14 protein-coding genes are annotated in these 22,279 nt (G+C 32.0%); 8 read left to right on the top strand and 6 right to left on the bottom strand.

All coding sequences use genetic code 11. The annotated features are described in order from the left end of the window. Nucleotides 1-86: 86 nt before the first annotated feature. The 3 genes from AC3VJB_RS11115 to AC3VJB_RS11105 all read right to left on the bottom strand — a co-directional run bounded on the left by AC3VJB_RS11115 (nt 87) and on the right by AC3VJB_RS11105 (nt 7,374). Nucleotides 87-2,039 carry a beta-helix domain-containing protein gene (locus AC3VJB_RS11115; protein ID WP_497667145.1) on the bottom strand — a complete coding sequence of 651 codons (1,953 nt, stop codon included), beginning with the start codon at nt 2,037-2,039 and terminating at the stop codon, nt 87-89. Between the two features lie 121 nt (nt 2,040-2,160). After that, the gene (locus tag AC3VJB_RS11110) at nt 2,161-4,908 is read right to left on the bottom strand and encodes a TonB-dependent receptor (protein WP_167712838.1); all 2,748 of its coding nucleotides are present in this window, start codon (nt 4,906-4,908) and stop codon (nt 2,161-2,163) included. A gap of 135 nt (nt 4,909-5,043) precedes the next feature. Next, nucleotides 5,044-7,374, bottom strand: a complete 2,331-nt coding sequence (locus AC3VJB_RS11105; RefSeq protein ID WP_167712840.1) for a TonB-dependent receptor — start codon at nt 7,372-7,374, stop codon at nt 5,044-5,046. A gap of 133 nt (nt 7,375-7,507) precedes the next feature. On the opposite strand from AC3VJB_RS11105, the gene AC3VJB_RS11100 reads away from it, so the two are divergent. The 8 genes from AC3VJB_RS11100 (at nt 7,508) to AC3VJB_RS11065 (ending at nt 17,366) form a co-directional block, all read left to right on the top strand. Continuing rightward, the gene (locus AC3VJB_RS11100; protein ID WP_047790684.1) at nt 7,508-8,167 is read left to right on the top strand and encodes a metal-dependent transcriptional regulator; all 660 of its coding nucleotides are present in this window, start codon (nt 7,508-7,510) and stop codon (nt 8,165-8,167) included. Between the two features lie 26 nt (nt 8,168-8,193). Next, nucleotides 8,194-9,030, top strand: a complete 837-nt coding sequence (locus tag AC3VJB_RS11095) for a ZIP family metal transporter (protein WP_073182202.1) — start codon at nt 8,194-8,196, stop codon at nt 9,028-9,030. A gap of 89 nt (nt 9,031-9,119) precedes the next feature. Next, nucleotides 9,120-12,248: a UvrD-helicase domain-containing protein gene (locus AC3VJB_RS11090; RefSeq protein ID WP_497667144.1), complete on the top strand. Its 3,129-nt coding sequence runs from the start codon at nt 9,120-9,122 to the stop codon at nt 12,246-12,248. Between the two features lie 46 nt (nt 12,249-12,294). Continuing rightward, entirely contained in the window at nt 12,295-13,488 is a 1,194-nt protein-coding gene (kbl, locus tag AC3VJB_RS11085; RefSeq protein WP_047790681.1) for a glycine C-acetyltransferase, read from the top strand. A gap of 119 nt (nt 13,489-13,607) precedes the next feature. Further along, entirely contained in the window at nt 13,608-14,963 is a 1,356-nt protein-coding gene (locus AC3VJB_RS11080; protein ID WP_159488540.1) for an OmpA family protein, read from the top strand. A 170-nt stretch (nt 14,964-15,133) separates the two neighbouring features. Further along, nucleotides 15,134-16,645, top strand: coding sequence for a F0F1 ATP synthase subunit beta (gene atpD / locus AC3VJB_RS11075; RefSeq protein WP_047790679.1), 1,512 nt, complete (start codon nt 15,134-15,136; stop codon nt 16,643-16,645). A 43-nt stretch (nt 16,646-16,688) separates the two neighbouring features. Further along, complete coding sequence (locus tag AC3VJB_RS11070) at nt 16,689-16,982, top strand: F0F1 ATP synthase subunit delta/epsilon (RefSeq protein WP_047790678.1); 294 nt, start codon at nt 16,689-16,691, stop codon at nt 16,980-16,982. Between the two features lie 102 nt (nt 16,983-17,084). Continuing rightward, complete coding sequence (locus AC3VJB_RS11065) at nt 17,085-17,366, top strand: Sec-independent protein translocase subunit TatA/TatB (RefSeq protein ID WP_047790677.1); 282 nt, start codon at nt 17,085-17,087, stop codon at nt 17,364-17,366. A 502-nt stretch (nt 17,367-17,868) separates the two neighbouring features. On the opposite strand, the gene AC3VJB_RS11060 is transcribed toward AC3VJB_RS11065, so the two are convergent. From AC3VJB_RS11060 to AC3VJB_RS11050, 3 genes are all read right to left on the bottom strand, one after another. After that, the gene (locus AC3VJB_RS11060; RefSeq protein ID WP_073182200.1) at nt 17,869-18,738 is read right to left on the bottom strand and encodes a cupin-like domain-containing protein; all 870 of its coding nucleotides are present in this window, start codon (nt 18,736-18,738) and stop codon (nt 17,869-17,871) included. A 96-nt stretch (nt 18,739-18,834) separates the two neighbouring features. Further along, complete coding sequence (locus tag AC3VJB_RS11055) at nt 18,835-21,363, bottom strand: TonB-dependent receptor (protein ID WP_437823441.1); 2,529 nt, start codon at nt 21,361-21,363, stop codon at nt 18,835-18,837. Then, the gene (locus AC3VJB_RS11050) at nt 21,353-22,264 is read right to left on the bottom strand and encodes a FecR family protein (RefSeq protein WP_437823439.1); all 912 of its coding nucleotides are present in this window, start codon (nt 22,262-22,264) and stop codon (nt 21,353-21,355) included. Before AC3VJB_RS11050 ends, AC3VJB_RS11055 begins: the two co-directional genes overlap by 11 nt. Between the last annotated feature and the right edge of the window lie 15 nt (nt 22,265-22,279).

Genomic DNA, 22,279 nt, shown 5'->3' with positions numbered 1-22,279 from the left:
CTGGGATTATCAAAAAGTAAATAAATAGAAATAAAAAAACCGAGCATATTGCTCGGTTTTTAATAAATGATTTATTAGGTAAGCTATTATAATCCAGCTTCTTTCCATGACCAAGTTGAAATATCAACTTTAGTTCCTGTTTTGTAATCAGCTGTAGTAGAAGCAGCTTCTCCATCAATTACAACGTTTGCTAAAGGTCCTCCATCTTTCATGTCAATATTTTTGTCATACCCTTCTAACCAGATATTAGTAATGGTAGCTCCAGATGTCTTTTTAAACTGTAAAGCGGTACCACCAACAGTTGAAATAGCTGTTAAGTTTTCAAACTGAGGATTGTTGTTTACTTTATCTCCTTCAAAAGCAGTTGAGAAACCAGCAATAGTGTGAGAAATGTAAGTATTCGTTACTTTTCCGTTCCATCCTTCTGTCCAATCTACAGAATCATCTTCGTTATTTTCTAAGTATAGGTTAGTTGCAGAAACAGTTCCTCCAAAAAATTCAACTCCATCATCAGCACCGTTAATTACAGCGATATTTTCAACAACAGTTCCAGACCCTACTGAGTAGAAAGAAACTCCGTTATATTGAGATTCAGTGTTAATTTGAGCACCAGTACCTTTAATTACTAAGTTTTTAATAACTCCAGAGTTATCGTCATCTTGAGTACCACCGTAGATAAATCCTCCAACTTCAGCTGTAACATCTGTACCAGCAGAAGTTGTTGCTTTACCACAAATAGTTAAACCACCCCAATCTCCTGGTTTTCCAGCAGCAGAAGCCATTACTACAGGAGCATCAACAGTTCCATTAATGTTGATTTTTCCACCTTGTAAAACAGCTATATATACATCAGTTCCTTTTGGATCAACAATAATTTTTGTACCCGCTTCAATATTTAACGTAGCTCCGTCTTTTACGATATAAGATCCAGTTAAGTTATAAGTCTTATTAGAAGTTAATGTTACGTTTCCTGTAACTTCACCTACTAAAGGAGTAATTTCAACGATTTCACCATTGATAAATGACCAGCCAGAGATATCAACTTTAGTTCCTGCTTTGTATTCAGTATCTAATTTTGCAGCTTCTCCTTCGATAATAACGTTTGCTAAAGGACCACCGTCTTTCATATCGATATTGTCATCATATCCTTCTAAGAATAAGTTTGTAATAGTAGCACCAGATTGCTTTTTAAATTGTAAAGCAGTACCACCAACAATTGATTTGGCTGTTAAGTTAACTAACTTAGGGTTTTTGTTGTCTTTGTCAGCTTCTACAACAGTTGAGAAACCAGCTTTTGTATTTACTACATAAGAGTTTTCAACAGTACCATTCCATCCTTCAGTCCAGTCAATAGCATCATCTTCTAAGTTTTCTAAATATATATTTTTAGCAGAAACAGTTCCTCCAAAGAATTCAACTCCATCATCAGCTCCATCAAATACAGCAATGTTTTCAACTGTAGTTCCAGAACCTACTGAATAGAAAGAAACTCCATTGTATTGAGATTCAGTGTTAATTTGAGCACCAGTACCTTTAATTACCAAGTTTTTGATAACTCCAGAGTTATCATCATCTTGAGTACCACCATAAATAAATCCACCAACTTCAGCAGTAACATTTGTACCTGCAGTAGTAGTAGCTTTACCACAAATAGTTAAACCACCCCAGTCACCTGGTTTACCATCACTAGAACTCATAACTACTGGGTTGCTGTTAGTTCCGTTAATGTTAATTTTTCCACCTTGTAAAACAGCAATATAAACATCTGTACCTTTAGCATCTGCAACAATACTAGTTCCTGCAGGAATAGTTAATGTAGCACCGTCTTTAATAACGAAAGAGCTAGTTAAAGAATAAGAGGCGTTTGATAATGTATAATCTTCTGAAAGTTCACCACTCATGATTCCGTTTTGTAATTTTTCTACAACATCAGAAACATCTGGAGGTAAAATAGCTGGGTCGTCACTACCACAACTTGTAAAAGTTAAAGTTGCAGCAGAAAGAGCTGCTATACTTAATAATTTGAATGATCTTTTCATTTTGACTTCTTTAGTTTAATTTTATTCTGCAAATTAAGAGCCTGTATTTTTTGTTTCTTTTAACTGAATATTAATTGATTGTTATATAAAGCAATGAATATTAATTTAAGGTTAATGAAGCTTAAAATGTGTAATTTAAGCTCAGAGAAACTTGTCTTCCCTTTTTGTAAGACAGCACAGTTTCATTAGTTTCAATTAAAGTGTTTAAATCACGAACTAATTGAGTTTGTTCAATTTTTGGATCTAATAAGTTTTTACCAACTAACTTTGCAGTAAATCCTTTAAAAATTTGCTTGCTTAATACAAGGTCTAGAGTTACAAAACCTTTTTCAATAATCTCATCATTATATAGAGTAGCGCTATTGTCAAAATCTTCAGGAGCACCCAATGCATAAATCTTATCAGAAGCGTAGTTACCTGTTAAAGTAGCGATAAATTCATTTTCTTTGTTGTTAGAATAACTTAAAGAACCATTAACAATAAAGTCTGAAGCTCCTTGTAATTCAGATTCAGATTTTCCTTTAAATTGGTATCTAGGAGATAAATCTTGATTAAACCACATCTTAGTTAAGTTAGCCGTAGCATTTAATACGGTTTCTTCGTCTTCATTCTTTAAAAGATCTAATCTACCTTCAATTTCGAAACCTATAATATCAGCTTGCTCACCTGTATTGAAGAATTTAAAGTAACCTGATGAACCTTGATCTTGTGTTAAGTTTATAGGGTTGTTGATTTGTTTGTAAAAAGCGGTAGCTGAAACTAATTGGCTTCTGCTAGGGAAAAACTCCCATTTTAAATCAACATTATATACGTCAGATTTTTCTAAATCTTCGTTACCCCCAATAACACGACCAGTTGGAGAAACGTATTCGAAAGGAGACAATTCTTTAAATTCAGGTAACGTTTGAGTTACACTTGATGCAAAACGGATAAAGTTTCTGTCGTTTAATTCATATTTTAAGTTTACACTTGGGTATAAGCTTTCGTAAACTCTATTAGTTGATCCAAATCTACCAGGACGGTTAGCTACATTCCAAGCCATGTCAATTTCATCTCTCTCAAAACGCAAGCCGATATTACCAGATAATTTGTTGTCAAATTTGAAGTCAAAGTTGGTATAAGCAGCTAAAACCAACAACTCACCTTGGTATAAATCTGGTTGTTGTTCTCTTAAAATTAAACCAGCGTTCGTTCCTTGTTGTAATGTTTCTGAAATTTGATCAACAGAAGGAGCTGTAAAATCTTTTGCTCTAAATCCAATAAATAAAGAGTTAAAAGATCTTTCTTTTTTACGGAAGTTTAATCCGTAGTTTAACTTATAAGGCTTTTCTTCGTATTCATCAGCAACATTACCTAAAGACCAGTGATTTTCAATAAAAGCATTATATTCAGTATCTTCAATTTTTTGAGAAGACTTTCTTTGTTGGTAATCTCCAACGTGAGCGAATTGAATTAATGGACTAGAGTTAACATCTAAAATGTTTACTTCATTTCTAATACGGTTTGGCTCTTCTGCCAAAACAAAATTATAACCTGCAGCCCAATTTAATTCATTGTTTTTATTCCACTTGTGTTCCCCCATTAATTGGTTAACAAACATAGTTGTTTGTTTAAAGTTTTGGTCTCTTACAAAAGCCCCATTTTCTTGTGGGTCTTGATCAAACACATATCCTTCTCCATTTCTACCTTGTTCATATAATCCATCTTCTCCTTTATTAACAAATAAAGTGTTGTATTTTAATTTATTATTATCGTTTAACTTTAAATCAACTCTTATGTAACCAGTCGAGTTTGTTTTAGCAATGAAGTTTTCAACGTCAGTAAACGAGTTGTTTAATACATTAGATCTATAAGCTCTAAATAAACCATTTCTGTATTCAGATGATTTAGAATGTGAAGCAGAAGCTAATATTTTCCATTCTTTATTAAATAAGTTGAATCTTTTGGCTCCTGATAATGAGATTCCATAATTAATTGGAGTTTCTCCTTTTTTAGTATCCCATCCTTGTAGGGTCATTTGGTTTTGAAGAGCAAATTTCTTTTGGTGAAATCCAAAAGTTACATCATCATTAATAATAGTACTTCTGAAGTTATCAACATCTATAGCATTTGTGTTAACGCCTCCACTGATACCTATAGAAAACATATCTTTTGTGTATTCTTTAGAAGCAATATCTACATTTCCTGATGCTTGGTCAGCATAACCTCCAGTTGAGTATGTTTTGCTAATACCTACGTTTTGTATAACATTAGTGTTGAATAAACTTAAATTAACATTTTTATTACTTACGTCGTCTGAAGGAATTGGTAATCCATTCATAGTAGTAGATAAATATCTGTCACCTAAACCACGAATGTATATATCACCTGAGCCTTCACTTTTATTAACACCTGAAATTTTTGTAGTCGCAGCAGCAGCATCAGAAACTCCTTTTTTAGATAGTTCTTGGGCTCCAATACTTTCTTTAATTACTGTAGCTTTTCTTTGTTCTAATAGTAAAGCAGTTTCTTTTTCTCTACTAACAGTTGCGTTAATTTTAACCTCGTCTAATGCTACCCCTTCATTAGCGCCTAATTCTTGGTTTACTGTAAGTGTTTCGTTTTCTTTTATTACTATTTGTTTTTCAATAGTTTGATAACCAACGAAACTAAACACAATGGTTTGGTTTCCAGCAGGCACACTAAGTGTGTACTTACCGTCCATATCGGTTGTCCCCCCGATAGAAGTTCCTTTAATAAAGACATTCGCAAAAGGTAACGCCTCTCCACTCATTTCTTTGTCAGTAACTGTACCAGTAACAGTACCTTTGCTTTGAGAAAATGCTAGATTACATAAGCTTAAAAAAGCTATAAATAATATTTTTTTCATTCTAATCTTTGAATTCTGTTTATTTATCCCGCAAAATTCAAGTTAAATAGTAAAGCTAATGTTAGGTGTAAATTACGTTTGTATTATTAGAATGTTTAGTTAATGTTAACTGGCTTTTGATATGTTATCAAAGTATTAATTGTTTGTAAACTTTATACCAAAAACAAAAGTTCTTGGTGTAGCAGGACCGTAAATGAAATTGCTGTCACGCTCTTTACCTATATCAAATTTTGACTGGTATTCATCAAAAATATTTTTGATTCCAGTAGTAAGTTCTAGGTTCGTGTTAAGTTTTTCTAAATTAAAAGTATAGCTAGCGTTAATCCCTAAATTAAAAAAAGAAGGAGAGTTAAAGTACTCGTCTTTTATAAGGTTTTGTGGAGAAGCCAAATGTAGTACTTCCATACTTCCAGTATATACTAAATTCAAAGCTGTTTTAAATTTTTGATTGGGAGTATAAGTTGCAGTAGCATATCCATAGGTATTAGGTGTTCGTAAAAACTCTCTTTTTAAAGGTAGTTCGTCTGAATTATTAATGGCTGAATTATATTGGCTTGACTGATAGGTAAAGCCTGCATCCAGTTGTAAAATTCCATCGTAGTTTAAACGTGTTTCTAAAGTGATTCCTTTTACTACGGCACCATCACCATTTCTTTTTTCAAATACTTCACCAAATTCATCTTCTCCAATAGATTCTAAATAAAAAGCATCTTTTAAGTTAGTGTAAAAACTCTCAAAAGTAAATCCGTAAATATAATGCTCAGTAGGCTTGTCGTAGTTGAATGAAAGTGTGTAGCTGTTAGAGCGTTCTCTTTTTAAATCATCTGCTAATAATACTCGAGAAATTCCACCACCAGCAAAAGCTATGTGTAAATCGGTGTCAAAAGCTTGTGGAGCTCTAAAACCAGTTCCCCAAGTTCCTCTGATTTGTGTGTTTTTAAAAGGCTTGAATAATAGGGACACTCGTGGACTAGCTACGTTGTTTACAATAGTTTTTTCAGTTCCGTCTTGCTTTAAAGCGTTTAATTTATGGTTGTCGTAGCGAATACCTGTTAGTAAATTTAATTGCTTGTTGATTTCCCAATCGCTTTGGAAAAAGAATCCGAAGTTTTGAGTTAATTGATCTACTTTGTACTCGTATGCTTCTATAACATCAAAAACATCATCTTGTACAAACTCACCACCTAAAGTCAGTACATTATTTCCACCTAAAAATTTCTCTAATTTATGATTGAATTGTAAACCTCCTTGAAAAGTCGTTGTCGTAGAGTTACCATATGGTGGTTTAGCTAAATGTTCTGTGTCTTCAGGAGTGTTTATGTCAGGGCGAATTCCTGTGTAGTGTTCTCTATCGGTATATTGTGTAGCTAAATAGGAAATTATAGAGCTTTTATCATCATTAAAATTAATTTGATAATCAATATTTCCTACATAAACATCATGCACACGTTCTTCTGATTGTAGCGCAAAATGAGGAGCTTTATCTACCATTTCACCACCATAACGATATTCATTCATTTTACTAAAGTTAACCTCTATTTTTTGATTATCTGTTGGAAGGAAGAATAAATTAGTTCCAAAGGAATTATTTTTCAATTCAGGTAATTCAGAAAAATTATCACCATTAGCATCATACAGGTCTCTTTTTCTATTATTGATAAAAAACGAAGCACCGGCATTTCTGTCTTCATTTACTATTGTAGCATTTCCAGCAATTATGTGATCTGAAACTCCTTTAATATTTTGATAAGTATAACCAATGCTGTAATTATTTTTCTTCGGAATTTTTGTAATTACATTTACAGTTCCTCCTATGGCACTTGAACCATATAAGGCAGAGCCACCACCGCGGACTACTTCTATACGTTCAATCATATTAGTAGGTACTTGCTCTAGACCATATAACCCAGTTAACGGACTAAAAATAGGACGACCATTAATTAAAATTTGTGAATACCCGCCAGCTAAACCATTCATACGAAGTTGGGTATAGTTACAAGTTTGGCAATCTGTTTCTACACGTAAACCAGTTTGGAATTTTAACCCTTCAGATAAGTTACAAGCTTGTACATCTGATAAGGTTTGGCTATTGATAACATTAACTATAACTGGGCTGTTAGTTCTGCGTTTATCAGTACGTGTTCCAGTAACAGTAACTTGATCTAGAATTTCTGCAGTTTCAGTCAGTATGAAATTTACAGTTTTTTCTTCGTTAGCGTTTATTGTAATAGTCTTTCTTTCTGATAAAAAACCAATAGATGAAGCAACTAAAACAAATTTGTTTTTAGCTGTTTTTAATGTGTAGTTTCCAGATTCATCTGTAGTTGTTCCGTTTTCTGTTCCCTTTATAAATACATTAGCGAAAGGTATAGTTTCTCCTGAAGATGAAGTGACTTTCCCTTTAATTGTTTGTCCGCTTACAATAGTTGATAATAATATAATTACTAAGGTAATATGATTTTTCATGTTGAAAATAGTTTACTGTTAAACAGTTTTTAAAATTAAATATTTTTGCAAATATAAATTAATTTTTAGTCTTGACTAAAAATATGTTTAATTAAATCAAAAACTATATATTTGCATACCTAAAAAAAATATAATGTTTAGTCAATCTGAAGAAAACTATATAAAAACAATGTATCATTTAGCTGCTGATTACAAAAAAGGAATTAGCACGAATGCGATTGCAAAGAAGTTAGATACAAAAGCATCTTCAGTAACTGATATGGTTAAAAAATTATCAGAAAAAAACGTAGTTAGCTATAAAAAATACCAAGGAGTAACATTAACTGATTTTGGAAAGAAAATAGCAGCAAATATTGTTCGTAAACATAGGTTATGGGAAGTTTTCTTGGTAGATAAGCTTAATTTTTCTTGGGATGAAGTGCATGAAGTAGCAGAACAGTTAGAGCATATTAAATCTCCAAAATTAATTAACGAATTAGATGCTTTTTTAGATTATCCAAAAAGAGACCCGCATGGAGACCCTATTCCAGACAAAGAAGGAAACTTGCAAATAATAGAAAAAAGTTTGTTGTCTACTTTAAAGAAAAATGAAATAGGTGTTTGCGTTGGTGTTGATGATAGTTCTTCAGAGTTTTTACGATTTTTAGATAAGCAAGAAATAGCATTAGGGAAACAAATAAAAGTGGTAGAAAAAGAGCCTTTTGATGGTTCTTTAGTCATAGAAATGGACGGGAAAACTCTTACAGTATCTAATAAAATAGCAAGCAATCTATATATTCAAAAACCACGTTAAGCAAATAATAAGAAATAATTTTATAAATGGATTTATTTAATCAACTAGTAAGTTTTGGTAAAGAACACCCAATTCAAGCAGCATTGTATGCCTCGTTATTTACTTGGGGCTTAACTGCTTTAGGAGCAAGTTTAGTATTCTTTTTTAAAAAAATGAATAGAGCTGTTTTAGATGGAATGCTTGGTTTTACAGGAGGAGTAATGGTGGCAGCAAGTTTTTGGAGTTTGCTATCACCTGCAATTGATAACAGTCCGGGTGAAGGATTTGTAAAAGTACTTCCTTCGGCAATAGGGTTTGCTCTGGGGGCTTTGGCGCTTTTTGGAATGGATAAATGGTTGCCACATTTGCATATTAATTTTAAAGAAGACGAAGTTGAAGGAGTTAAAACAAATTGGCATAAAACAACTTTGTTGGTTTTGGCAATTACCTTACACAATATTCCAGAAGGTTTGGCAGTAGGAGTGTTGTTTGGAGCAGCTTCAACCATGGTTGGGGTAGAGCAAACCGAAATGATAATTGCTGCTATTTCGCTAGCTATTGGTATTGGAATTCAAAATTTCCCAGAAGGATTTGCAGTTGCAATGCCATTAAGAAGACAAGGCGTAAGTCGTTTTAAAAGTTTTTGGTACGGACAATTATCAGCTATCGTTGAGCCTATGGCAGCAGTTCTAGGTGCAGTAGCGGTATCTTTTTTTACGCCAATTTTACCTTATGCATTAGCATTTGCTGCAGGAGCGATGATTTTTGTAGTAGTTGAAGAAGTAATTCCTGAAACCCAACGAGATAAATATACTGATATTGCTACCTTAGGTTTTATTGGTGGGTTTATAGTAATGATGTCGTTAGATGTTGGTTTAGGATAGAAAAAACCTCGTATGAAACATAAAAGTACAATTCCCGCAAAAGCGGGAATCTTTTTTTGGTTAAATTGCTTACCTAATTATATTTTACTTTGTTAGAAAACCCGTCAACTTTTCAAGTATACAATGCCTCTGCTGGTAGTGGTAAAACTTTTACATTAGTTAAAGAGTATCTAAAGGTTTTGTTGCAATCTGAAGATATTTTTCGCTTTCAAAAAATATTGGCAATTACGTTTACCAACAAGGCGGCTGGTGAAATGAAAGAGCGTGTATTAGATAACTTACAAGCTTTTGCAGAAGGAGAAGCAAATGATTTACTTGAGATTATTTTAGAAGAAACATTACTTGATAGAAGTGTTGTAAAAGACCGAAGTAAAAAAATATTAAATGAAATTCTTCGAAATTATTCTGCTTTTTCAATTACTACGATTGATAGTTTTACACATAAAATTATTAAGAGTTTTGCTTATGATTTAGGGCTACCACTTAATTTTGAAGTGGAAATGGATGCTGTTTCTTTGCTAAATGAAGCAGTAGATGTACTGATTTCAAAAATAGGAAGTGATGAAACGTTGACTAAATTACTTATTGATTTTTCTCTAGATAAAGCAGATGATGATAAATCATGGGATATCTCTCGTGAATTAAATGAGTTTGCTAAAATTTTGTTGAATGAAGATGATACCAAGCATTTTAAAAACCTAGCTGATAACGAACTTGCCGATTTTACTAATCTAAAAACAAAGTTGTCAAAACATCAAACGCAAATAAAAAAACGTTGGAAAGAAATTGGAGAAGAAGCTTTGCAAGCTATTCAATCAGTACAGCTAGATCATAAAGATTTTTACCGATCAATGTTGCCAAATCATTTTGTAGCACTGTCTAAAAATCCTGAAAAAGCAAAGTTTTTTGATCAAAGTAAATTAAGGGAACGAATTGAGGAGGGTAACTTTTATTCAAAATCAAAATCAGAGGATATAAAATCTGCTATTGAAGGAGTTTTGCCAAAGTTATTGAGTTTATACACTGAATCGGAAAAGTTATATCAACAGTTTTCAATGAATAAGCTAGCGTTGAAAAGTATTATTCCATTAGCAGTTTTAAACAATATCAATCAAGAATTAACACACTTAAAAGATGAAAATAATTTAAGATTGAATGCAGAGTTCAATCATTTAATTTCTGAAAACATCAAAGACCAACCTGCTCCGTTTATTTACGAGCGAATCGGGCAACGATTTATGCATTATTTTATTGATGAAATGCAAGATACATCAACCTTACAATGGCAAAATTTAATACCGCTAATAGATAATGCGCTAGCACAAGAAAATAGTAATTTGTTGTTGGTAGGTGATGGAAAACAAGCAATTTATCGTTGGCGTGGAGGTAAATCAGAACAATTTATAGGATTGGGTTCAGAAAAAGATAATCCGTTTCAAATTTCTAAAGAAGTAAAAACTTTAGAAACTAATTTTAGAAGTTATGCTGAGGTGATTAATTTTAATAATCAGTTCTTTCAACATACAGCAAATTTTCTTCAAAACGAATCATATAAACAATTATTTATTGAAGGAAATAAACAATTAACAACTGCTAAAAAAGGGGGATATGTCTCGCTTTCTTTTTTAAGGAAAGAAGAAAATAAAGAAGAGGAAGGAATTAAGTATCCAAAGAAAGTTTTAGAGCTTGTTAAAAATTTAGAAGCTGACTTTACGCTGAATGAGATTTGTATTTTAGTTCGTAAAAAGAAAGATGGAATTGCAGTAGCAAATTACTTATCTGAAAACGGAATTGATATAGTTTCCTCGGAAACATTACTGTTAGAAAATAGTTCTAAAGTCAATTTTATAGTAAATGTTTTGCAAGTAATTCAGCATCCAAATGATAAGGAAACCTGTCTGGAAATGCTGTATTTTTTGCAAGAACATTTAAAAGTAGCTAAAGATAAGCACTTGTTTATCGATAGTTTAATACGTCAATCAAATGAAAAACTCTTTTTAGAGTTAAAAGAATATGGAACATCTTTTGATTTATCTACATTTCATCAGCTACCATTTTACGAGAAAATAGAGGAAATTATTAGAAGTTTTCAGCTAATAGCTTCATCAGATGCCTATGTGCAATTCTTTTTAGATGTGGTTTTAGAACAACAACGAAAAGGAACAAGTATTCAAGAATTTTTAGATTATTGGTCGGAAAAAAAAGATAAGCTGAGCATTGTAGCTCCTGAGAGTGGAAATGCGGTACAGGTTATGACAATTCATAAATCAAAAGGTTTAGAATTTCCAGTAGTTATTTTTCCATACGATTTGGACATTTACCGACAAGTAAATCCTAAGGTTTGGTTAAATGAATTACCAGAGAATTACGACAAGTTTAAAGAATTACTCGTTCCTTTTAATAAAGAGTTGAATTATGTGAATGATAGAGGTTTTGAGATTTATGAACAACAAAGAGAAGAGCTGGAATTAGATAATTTCAATTTATTATATGTAGCACTCACTAGGGCTGTTGAGCAATTATATATTGTAACAGAAAATAAAATTTCATCCAAAGGAGAAGAAAATACGAATTTTTACTCGGGAGTATTTATTAACTACCTAAAAAAGGTAGGTGAATGGAATGATGAAGTTTTGGAGTATTCCTTTGGAAATAAAGAAAGGGTAAGTATTTTAAAAGAGAAAGCATCAGGAGTTCAAATACAAGAGTGCTTTATATCTACACCTTGGAAAGAACATAATATATATATGCTGGCAAGTGCATCAAAATTATGGGATACAGAACAAGGAAAAGCTATTGAGTTTGGTAATTTGGTTCATGAAATGATGGCAGAAATAAAGACGAAAGAAGATGTTGAGAAAGTGGTTTATCGTTATGAACAGCAAGGAGTATTGCCACAAGAAAAATCATCTGAAGTAATAAAAAATATACAACAAATAGCAAATCACTCTGAGCTAAAAGAATATTTTTCTGGGGAGCTTGTGGTGTTTAATGAAAGAGAAATTGTGGATATTGATGGGCAAATAGTAATTCCAGATAGGTTAGTTTTTTATTCGAAAGACGAAGTCGTGATTATAGATTATAAAACAGGAAAACCCTCTAAAGCATATCATCAGCAGTTATTGCGATATGGAAGAGTATTACAAGCGTTGAATTTTAAGGTGTTGAAAAAACTACTTGTATATATTGACGAAGAAATTTTGGTTGAAGAAGTTTAACAACTAACTTTGACCCATTATAGCAAACAACTTTCAAACATAAATTATGTACGGAAAAATAAAAGAACAATTACAACAAGAAATTCAGGATATAAAAGATGCTGGATTATATAAGTCAGAACGAATTATTACTTCATCACAAGACGCAGTGATAAAAATATCTACAGGAGAAGAAGTGATTAACTTTTGTGCTAATAACTACTTAGGGTTATCAAATCATCCAGAAGTAATTCAAGCAGCAAAAGACACAATGGATACGCATGGTTTTGGAATGTCATCCGTACGTTTTATTTGTGGAACGCAAGATATTCACAAGCGACTAGAAAAAAAGATTGCTGATTTTTATACTACTGAGGACACTATTTTATATGCAGCAGCTTTTGATGCCAATGGAGGTGTTTTCGAGCCATTATTAACCAAAGAAGATGCTATTATTTCTGATAGTTTAAACCATGCATCTATTATTGATGGAGTGCGTTTGTGTAAGGCAGCACGTTATCGTTATGATAATAACGATATGGCATCATTAGAAGAGCAATTAATTGAGGCAAATAAGCAAGGACATCGTTTTAAAATTATTGTAACTGATGGAGTTTTTTCTATGGACGGAATCGTAGCGAAGTTAGATGAAATTTGTGATTTAGCAGATAAGTACGATGCTATGGTAATGGTAGATGAATGTCATGCAGCTGGGTTTATTGGAAAAACAGGTAGAGGAACTGTAGAGTTAAAAAATGTAATGGATCGTGTTGATATTGTTACAGGAACCTTAGGGAAAGCACTTGGTGGAGCTATGGGAGGATATACCACAGGAAAGAAAGAAATTATAGAAATTTTACGCCAACGTTCACGTCCATATTTATTTTCAAACTCATTAGCACCTGCTATTGTAGGAGCATCTTTAAAAGTATTTGATTTATTAGCTAATGATACTACATTGCGTGATAAACTAGAGTGGAATACTAACTATTTCCGTACTGAAATGGAAAAAGCAGGGTTTGATTTAGTAGGAGCTGATGCTGCAATTGTTCCAGTTATGTTGTACGATGCTAAATTATCACAAGTAATGGCAAATAGGTTGTTAGAAGAAGGCATTTATGTCATTGGCTTCTTTTATCCAGTAGTTCCAAAAGAACAAGCAAGAATTAGAGTACAGTTGTCTGCAGCTCATGATAAAGACCATCTAGACAAGGCTATAAAAGCATTTGTAAAGGTTGGGAAAGAGCTGAAAGTGATATAAATTAGTCCTTCAAAAACTTGTATTTATTGTAAGTTTTTGTAGATTTGTTTTTGTAAATAAGTTTGAACAACTTACATTTGCGTAATATATAAACGAACTTTTAATTTAAATTTTTAATAATGAAACAATTAAAATTAGCTGTGATGGCTTTATTTGCGTTTGCTGCTGTAAACGTTAGCGCACAGGATTCAGACAACCCTTGGGCGGTTGGTTTCGGAGTTAACGCAGTAGACGTTAGGATTCCTACGAAATTTGGAGATTATGCTAAAGATTACATCGGTACTAGTGACTGGAATATCTTACCATCAATTTCAAGAGTAACTGTTGATAGATACTTAAACGATGGGTTTACATTACAATTAGCAGGATCATTAAATAAAATTGAAACTTTCCGTGAGGAGGATGATATGGATGAGCTTTACTGGGCTATCGATGCTAACGTAAAGTATGACTTAAACAACTTATTCGGTGAAACAGGATGGTTCGATCCTTATGTATATGTTGGTGGAGGTTATACTTCTTTAGCTGACGAAGGAGAAGGAATGTTAAATGCTGGTTTAGGATTTAATACTTGGTTTAACGATAACTTAGGGTTAAACTTCCAATCTGGAGGGAAAAAAGAATTTGCTGATAAGGTGCAAGATCACTTCCAACACTCTATTGGTTTAGTATTTAAATTCGGAGGAAAAGATACTGACGGAGATGGTGTATATGACAAGGAAGATGCATGTCCAGAAGTTGCTGGATTAAAAGAATTCAACGGGTGTCCTGATACTGACGGAGACGGAATTAAAGATTCTGACGATGCATGTCCAGAAGTTGCTGGTTTAGCTGCTTTAAATGGTTGTCCTGATGCTGATGGAGATGGTATCGCTGATAAAGATGATGCTTGTCCAACTGAAAAAGGAACTAAAGCTAACAACGGATGTCCAGATGCTGATGGAGACGGTGTTGTAGACGGAAAAGATAAGTGTCCAAATACTGCTGGTCCAGCTGCAAACAATGGTTGTCCTTGGCCAGATACTGATGGAGACGGAGTATTAGACAAAGACGATAAATGTCCAAATGAAGCAGGTGTAGCATCTAACAACGGATGTCCTGAAGTAGTAATTAAGGAAGAAGCTGTTAAGAAATTAAACGAGTTTGCAAGAGCTATCTATTTTAATTCAGGAAAAACTTCTTTTAGAACTGGTACTACTGGTAAATTAGATTTAATCGCAGGAATTATGAAGGAGTACCCAAAAGCTAACTTTAGCATTCAAGGTCACACTGATAGTTCAGGGTCAAACAAGTTAAACCAAAGATTATCAGAAAAAAGAGCTAAGGCTGTTTTAGATTACTTAATCACTAAAGGTGGAATTGATTCAAAAAGATTAACTTCTGCAGGTTTTGGTGAAGATTATCCAATCGCTGATAACAAAACAAGAGCTGGTAGAGCTGAAAACAGACGTGTTGAGATTAAATTAGTAAAGTAATTTAATTGCAATCACAATATCAATAAAAGCCTCACATTTGTGAGGCTTTTTTTTATGTAAAAATACTTACGAAAGGTTTTTTAAATTCCACTAAAAAAATTACCTTTGCACCTTGAAAAAATGAGTTAAAACTCATATAGTAAATAAAATAACTTTAATTACATATAGTAATGTCTACAATAACAGGTAAAGTTTCTCAAATTATTGGTCCAGTAATCGATGTTGAGTTTAATACAGAAAATGCTGAATTACCAAAGATCTATGACTCGTTAGAAATTAAAAAAGCAGACGGTTCAACTTTAGTTTTAGAAGTTCAACAACACATTGGTGAAGATACAGTTCGTACCATTTCTATGGATGCAACTGATGGTTTACAAAGGGGGCAAGAAGTAATTGCTACAGGTAACCCAATTCAAATGCCAATAGGTAATGATATCTACGGTCGTTTATTTAATGTAACAGGAGATGCAATTGATGGATTAGGAGATTTACCTAAAGAAGGTGAAGCTGGTTTACCGATTCACCGTCAAGCACCAAAATTTGAAGAATTATCAACTTCTACCGAAGTACTATTTACAGGGATTAAAGTAATTGATTTAATTGAACCTTATGCAAAAGGAGGTAAAATTGGATTGTTTGGAGGAGCAGGAGTAGGAAAAACAGTTTTAATTCAGGAGTTAATTAACAATATTGCAAAAGGACACGGAGGTTTATCTGTATTTGCAGGTGTAGGTGAAAGAACTCGTGAAGGTAATGATTTATTACGTGAAATGTTAGAGTCTGGAATTATCAAATATGGTGATGATTTTATGCACTCTATGGAAGATGGAGGATGGGATTTATCTAAAGTTGATAAACCAGGAATGAGAGATTCTAAAGCAACTTTCGTATTCGGTCAGATGAATGAGCCACCAGGAGCACGTGCTCGTGTAGCTTTATCTGGATTAACAATTGCTGAGTATTTCCGTGACGGAGCTGGTGAAGCACAAGGGAAAGATGTATTATTTTTCGTAGATAATATCTTCCGTTTTACACAAGCAGGTTCAGAGGTGTCGGCTTTATTAGGACGTATGCCATCAGCGGTAGGATATCAACCAACATTAGCAACAGAGATGGGAGCAATGCAAGAGCGTATTACTTCTACTAAGAAAGGATCTATTACATCTGTACAAGCGGTTTATGTACCTGCGGATGATTTAACGGATCCAGCACCAGCAACAACGTTTGCTCACTTAGATGCTACTACAGTATTATCTCGTAAAATTGCTGAGTTAGGTATTTATCCAGCGGTAGACCCATTAGATTCTACATCAAGAATTTTAACTGCTGATGTTTTAGGAGATGAGCACTATAACTGTGCACAAAGAGTAAAAGAAATACTACAACGTTATAAAGAATTACAAGATATTATTGCAATCTTAGGTATGGAAGAATTATCTGAAGAAGATAAGTTGGTAGTTCATAGAGCACGTCGTGTACAACGTTTCTTATCTCAACCATTCCACGTAGCTGAGCAATTCACAGGAATTCCAGGTGTATTAGTAGATATTAAAGACACTATTAAGGGATTCAACATGATTATGGATGGTGAATTAGATAAATATCCTGAAGCAGCATTCAACTTAAAAGGATCAATTCAAGAAGCAATTGATGCTGGAGAAAAAATGTTAGCAGAAGCATAATTAATTGCTTTAAGCAAAAGCTTAAAGCCTAAAGCATTAAAATATGTATTTAGAAATTGTAACACCAGAAGCTATCTTATTTTCATCAGAAGTTGATTCTGTAGCAGTTCCGGGTATAAATGGAGAGTTCCAAATATTAGATAACCACGCACCAGTAGTATCTATTTTAAGTCAAGGTAAAATTAAAGTGCACGTCCATACTCAAGAGCACCTAGTTTTTGATGATTTACATGGAAGTATAGAAAGACTACCAGAAGATGATAAGATTTTAATTATGAAAATAAAATCTGGTACTATTGAAATGAAAGATAATAAAGTAATTATTTTAGCAGACTAAAAAATTACTTTTATCATTATACAATTAAAAGCAACCAAGTTTTGGTTGCTTTTTTTTAATTCAAAAAAATATAAGAAGCTTAAATTAATTATCTTTGCAGTAATGAATGGAATATTTTTATTTATTGGTGGACCTGAGATTTTTGTAATCTTATTAATAGTGGTTATGTTATTTGGTGCAGATAAAATTCCTGAAATAGCCAGAGGGTTAGGAAAGGGTATGCGTCAAATTAAAGACGCTACGAATGATATAAAAAGAGAGATTAATGACAGTGCCAAAAAACAAGGTATAGATACAGACTTTGTTAAAGATATAAATAGAGAAGTAAACGAAGTAAAAGATAATATTGACGATTTTACAGGGCCAATAAAAAGAAGTCGTTAAAATTGCTTTATAGCCCTTTTAAAGGGTTGTTTAAATAGGCATAATGGTTAGTTAACTTACTTAGTTTAGTTCCACAGCGTATAATACGTTAAACATTGTTTTTAGTGTTTTATTAACAGCTTAGATTTTCTTATTACTACATCATTTGTGAAAAATGAGAGATTATTCCTTTAAGGCTCTCTTTAAGTTTTTTTAATTAAGTTTTGGGATGACAAAATATCAAGGTGTGTTTAACCAAATAACATCCAATACAATAAAAAACACAATAACATTCAATTTGGAACTATTTAAATACGAGTAAGTATAAAAAGATGTAGTGAAGCTATTAAGGCCTCTTGATGTCTATGTTTCTATTTTTTTAAGTAAGTTTTATGATTTTTACTAAAAATATCATTTTTAGAGTATTTAAGCTGTAGAAATAACTCTTCAATAAATTTTTTGTAAAACTAAATTGATATATATAGATAAACGCTTGTAAAAGTTTACATAGTTTATAAGAGATTTATACAATCTTATTAGCTTTATTTGTTCTAATTATAGCTTGCTCATTTTTCCAATCAATCCATTTTTGTCCTTTAATACGGCGCATAATATTATCTATAGTACGCATAACAAAAACATTATAAATAGCTTTTCCTAAGTTTTTAGGATTACGAGCAATAGCACGTAAACTCATTGAAAAACCAGGTGTTACATAACGCATATAATGCCAATATCCTTCAGGCATATACAAAACGTTCCCGTGCTCAAGTTCTGCAACATGTCCTTTGGCATTTTTAAGCGCAGGCCATTTTTCAAAATCTGGTTCGTTAAAATCAATATCTTCACGGGTTATTAATGAGTGAGGAATCTTATACAGGAATTTATTTTGCTTTTGATCAAACAAAATACATTTCTTTTTCCCTTCAAAATGAAAGTGAAAGATATTGGCTAAATCAATATCATAATGCATGAATGTATACGAATCACGCCCACCAAAAAACAGCATTGGTAAGCCTTTCATTAAACGTAAACCAAAATCAGGAAAGGTAAAATCTTTTTGTAACTGAGGTACTTCCTTTAAAATATTCCATAAGAAAATTCTAAACTTAGTAGGTTCGCGTTTTAGTAAATCTACATATTCACTCATTTTCATTGTTGCGTGAGGTTCATTAAAACCATCTTTATAATCTACAGGCCTGTCATCATATAACGGAACAGTCTTATCTCCTGCTATCTGCTTCATATAATCTAAAGACCATTTATTATAAGCTGGCCAATCTTCAATAAAACGCTCAATAACCACAGGTTTTTGAGGCTTGAAGTAATTTTTAATAAAGTCTTCTTTAGTAATGGTTTCTACTCTGTCTATTTGTTGCAACTGTAATCCCATACATTCAATTTTTAGAGGAGCAAAGTTAAGAAAATGTTACGATGTTTTTTGAAGTGAATAATGTTAAAAATTAAATGAAGTTTATAATTAATAATCTTAGAAGTTAATTCTAAAGCTAAGGTTGGGGGTGAATGGTAAAGAATACGTATTTATTTCTTTTACATTATCTGTATTATTTTCATCAACAATATAATAGGTGTTTATTATATTTTTTCTGTTGCTAATATTAGTGAAACCAACTCTTATAGTTGATTTTAGATTTTTTGTGAAATTAAAGTTATAGCTTCCAGAAGCATTAATTCTGAAGAAATTAGAATGCCTTTCTTTATTTGGAGTATCATAATTTACAATAACTCTATTACCGTCTTGAATGGTTTCATTGTCTTTTACAGGTTTTGTGTATGGGGTTCCCGAACGTAGAATAGCACCTAAAGAGAGCTTAAAATTATTGGTATTGTTATAGTTAATGGCACTACTAAAAGAGTGTGTGATATCTAAACTACTAGGAAAAGTATCAGGAGTAAAAGTTTCAAATGTATAATTATTTTCCGTAAAGGAGTAGCTTAACCAACTACTAAGTTTTTTAGTTCTTTTATTAATTAAAAATTCAATACCTTTTACCTTATAGTTTCCTATAGAATTTAGTGTTTGAACATTGTTATAAAAACCTTGATTGGCAACAGTTATACCATCAACAAATTTATAAAAACCAGTAAGATCTATTTGTAAGTTATTTTTTGAATACTCTGCTCCAAAAGATACTTGTTTACTTTTAATAATAGGCGTTTTATCATTGTCAGCCAAAATCCATCTTCTTTTTTCTATACCTAAAAAGTTGTCTTGAAAATCTATCTTCTGTGCAGTTGTTTGATTTTTAAACTCTCCTTCTAATTTTAAAAATAGACTATTATAAAGTTGTTGTCTTAAGTTAATTCTTGGTTCTATGATAAGTTTATTAAAATCATGAAAATAATTAGCACGAAAACCTACTCTAGCATAAGTGTTATTCTTACGATAAACTACCTCAGAAAAAAGAGCAGATTTAAGTAAAACTTCTTTTACAGATTTAGAAAATGTAGGAGCATTAACTGTTGTTTTGTTAGAAACACCTATTTCATTAAAAACAGCACCGTTTGTAAGTTGAAAAACATCTGAAAAATGATGATTAGTAATAAGCCTAATTTCAGACTCTAAAACCTTGTTAAATTGAGTTTGAAATTGATCAGTTTCTCTGTTAAAGTCTGATGAATTTATTGTATAATCAGAAATAAAAGTAGAGAGTTCTGTAGAAAATTTGGGTGACCAATTGGCATTCCAACTAATATTAGCTCCAAGATTCTCTTGTTTTAAATTACTGTTTTCTTCTACTGTTGAACCATTGTTTGTATATTCTTCTGTGTATTCTAAGTTGTTTTTTATACTTATTAAATTAGCTCTTAATGAATGATTTTTATTGATGTCATATAACACTTTAAAAGAGTAATCATAGAAGTAGAAATCAGTAGAGGCTTCACTTTCTTTATTGGAAGCTATAGAGTTTTCTTGAAAGCTTCTACTAAAATATTTGTCGTAGGTTGGGGTATCAAAAAAATCGGTATAAGACCTCCTTGCTGAAGCATGAATTTCGAGTTTTTTAGTTATAGGAGCCTGTAAAAAAGCGTCTGCACTTAGCAAATTAAAACCAGCACCTCCAGAGAATGTGTTAGTAATTTTGTTGTTGGTTTGCATGTTGACGGTACTGGAAACACCATCGCTAAACTTTGTACTAGTACCATTTTTGGTCACTGTAGCTTTTTCTGTTAAATATGGATTATATGCAGAAATTAAACCAAAAAAATGACTCGTGTGGTACATCTTAATTCCATCCCAAAGCATTAAGTTTTGATCGTTTGTTCCACCTCGTACATTAATGTTCGATACACTTTCATTCACACTTTCTACACCAGGAAGTACTTTAATCGTTTTTAAAATGTCTGGTTCTATTAACCCTGGAAGAATTCCGAAATTTTTAGTTTTTAAAACGGTACCTCCATCGATGTTCTTTTGGAGGCCAGTAGTTAAAAAGTTAGGAATAATTACTTCTGATAACTCTTCTGACAAACTTTCTAGATATATTTCTTTACACAAGTTTTGAGAGAATAAATCTTTGGCTGGTAGTATAATAGGTTTGTATCCAATGTAAGAAATAGTAATGTTTGCATTTGCAGGAACTGAGTTGATGTTGAATTCACCGTTAGTATTAGATGTAGTTCCATTACTAGTATTATTAACTAAGATGGTAGCTAAAACCAATGGTTCAAGTGTATTACTGTTTACTATTGTTCCACAAATAGGAATTTTCTTTTTTAAGTACGATACAGTAATAAACCGATTATCTAAAATTTTAAAATTAAAGATAGTAACAGATTCTAAGTAGTTTATAGTTTCAGATAATGATAAGCTATCATCAGGTTTGTCAATGTATACACTTTCTAAATCCTTATCGGAATACGTAAAAGTTACCTGATGTTTTTTTTCAATTTCAACCAAGACATCTTTCAGTAAATTTTTGGTAATAATGTCCTGTGCTTTGATAGCAAAGGAAAATAGGAAGAGAAATAAAAAAGTAGTTTTTTTATTGACCATTCTTGTAAATAGTAATGCTTTTTTCTTCTATTTTATATGATAATTGTAAAGGAATTGTAACTGCTTGCAAAGCTACATTTATGTCTTTATGGGTAAAACCACCAGTATAAAGCTGTTCTAAATTAACATCCTTAGTTTTTATAACATAACCATATTGGTTTTGTAAGTCGTCTAATACAAATTGTAAAGGAGTACTTTTAAAATTAGACTCATCTTGTAACCAAGATTTATTATTAATATTAAAAGTATTTAAAGTGTCAATTTCACCATTTACAACTTTAAATATTTTTCCCTTAGCTAATTTAATTAATGAGTTGTTATAGTCTACACTAACTAAACCTTCGTAAGTTTTTACTTCAAAATAATTCTTTCTTCCTTTAACGTTAAATTGGGTTCCTAAAACAGTAACTTTTCCAATAGAAGTATTTACGGTAAAAGATTTTCCTTTTTTGACTTTAAAAAAAGCTTCTCCCTTAAGTTGTATATCTCTACTATTTTTCCAATCCTTTTTGTTGAAAGATACCGTGGAATTTGCATTTAAAATCACTTCAGATTCATCTGGTAAGTTAAAGGTTTTTGTTTCTGCATATTGCGTACTAAAGTTTACTGAATTATTGAAAAGTAAGAAATAAGAAGAAACTAGTAAAACAATAACTGCGGCAGCATATTTATAAAAGTTCTTGTAGTTTAATGGAACAACCTTACTTTTTTTAGTAGTAGCTTTTTTCAATTCAAATTCTTTAAAAGCCTTTTCAATATCCACTTTAGGAGTTTCTATGTGAGAAGAATAATGCGCTATTTTTTCAAGATTTTTAAAGTTTTTATCTTGTTTTAATAGAAACAGTTCTTCATCGGAGATTTCTCCGTTTAACCATTTTAATATGTATTGTTCATCTTTCATTTTGTGCTTAACTAA

Source organism: Tenacibaculum sp. TB-53, assembly GCF_059716285.2.
Note: the sequence above shows the minus strand (reverse complement) of the source record. Positions and strands in the feature narration are given on the sequence as shown.

Coding starts and splice junctions, on each gene's coding strand:
- AC3VJB_RS11115 (WP_497667145.1), bottom strand. CDS start 2,039: ATGAAAAGATCATTCAAATTATTAAGTATAGCAGCTCTTTCTGCTGCA.
- AC3VJB_RS11110 (WP_167712838.1), bottom strand. CDS start 4,908: ATGAAAAAAATATTATTTATAGCTTTTTTAAGCTTATGTAATCTAGCA.
- AC3VJB_RS11105 (WP_167712840.1), bottom strand. CDS start 7,374: ATGAAAAATCATATTACCTTAGTAATTATATTATTATCAACTATTGTA.
- AC3VJB_RS11100 (WP_047790684.1), top strand. CDS start 7,508: ATGTTTAGTCAATCTGAAGAAAACTATATAAAAACAATGTATCATTTA.
- AC3VJB_RS11095 (WP_073182202.1), top strand. CDS start 8,194: ATGGATTTATTTAATCAACTAGTAAGTTTTGGTAAAGAACACCCAATT.
- kbl (WP_047790681.1), top strand. CDS start 12,295: ATGTACGGAAAAATAAAAGAACAATTACAACAAGAAATTCAGGATATA.
- AC3VJB_RS11080 (WP_159488540.1), top strand. CDS start 13,608: ATGAAACAATTAAAATTAGCTGTGATGGCTTTATTTGCGTTTGCTGCT.
- atpD (WP_047790679.1), top strand. CDS start 15,134: ATGTCTACAATAACAGGTAAAGTTTCTCAAATTATTGGTCCAGTAATC.
- AC3VJB_RS11070 (WP_047790678.1), top strand. CDS start 16,689: ATGTATTTAGAAATTGTAACACCAGAAGCTATCTTATTTTCATCAGAA.
- AC3VJB_RS11065 (WP_047790677.1), top strand. CDS start 17,085: ATGAATGGAATATTTTTATTTATTGGTGGACCTGAGATTTTTGTAATC.
- AC3VJB_RS11060 (WP_073182200.1), bottom strand. CDS start 18,738: ATGGGATTACAGTTGCAACAAATAGACAGAGTAGAAACCATTACTAAA.
- AC3VJB_RS11055 (WP_437823441.1), bottom strand. CDS start 21,363: ATGGTCAATAAAAAAACTACTTTTTTATTTCTCTTCCTATTTTCCTTT.
- AC3VJB_RS11050 (WP_437823439.1), bottom strand. CDS start 22,264: ATGAAAGATGAACAATACATATTAAAATGGTTAAACGGAGAAATCTCC.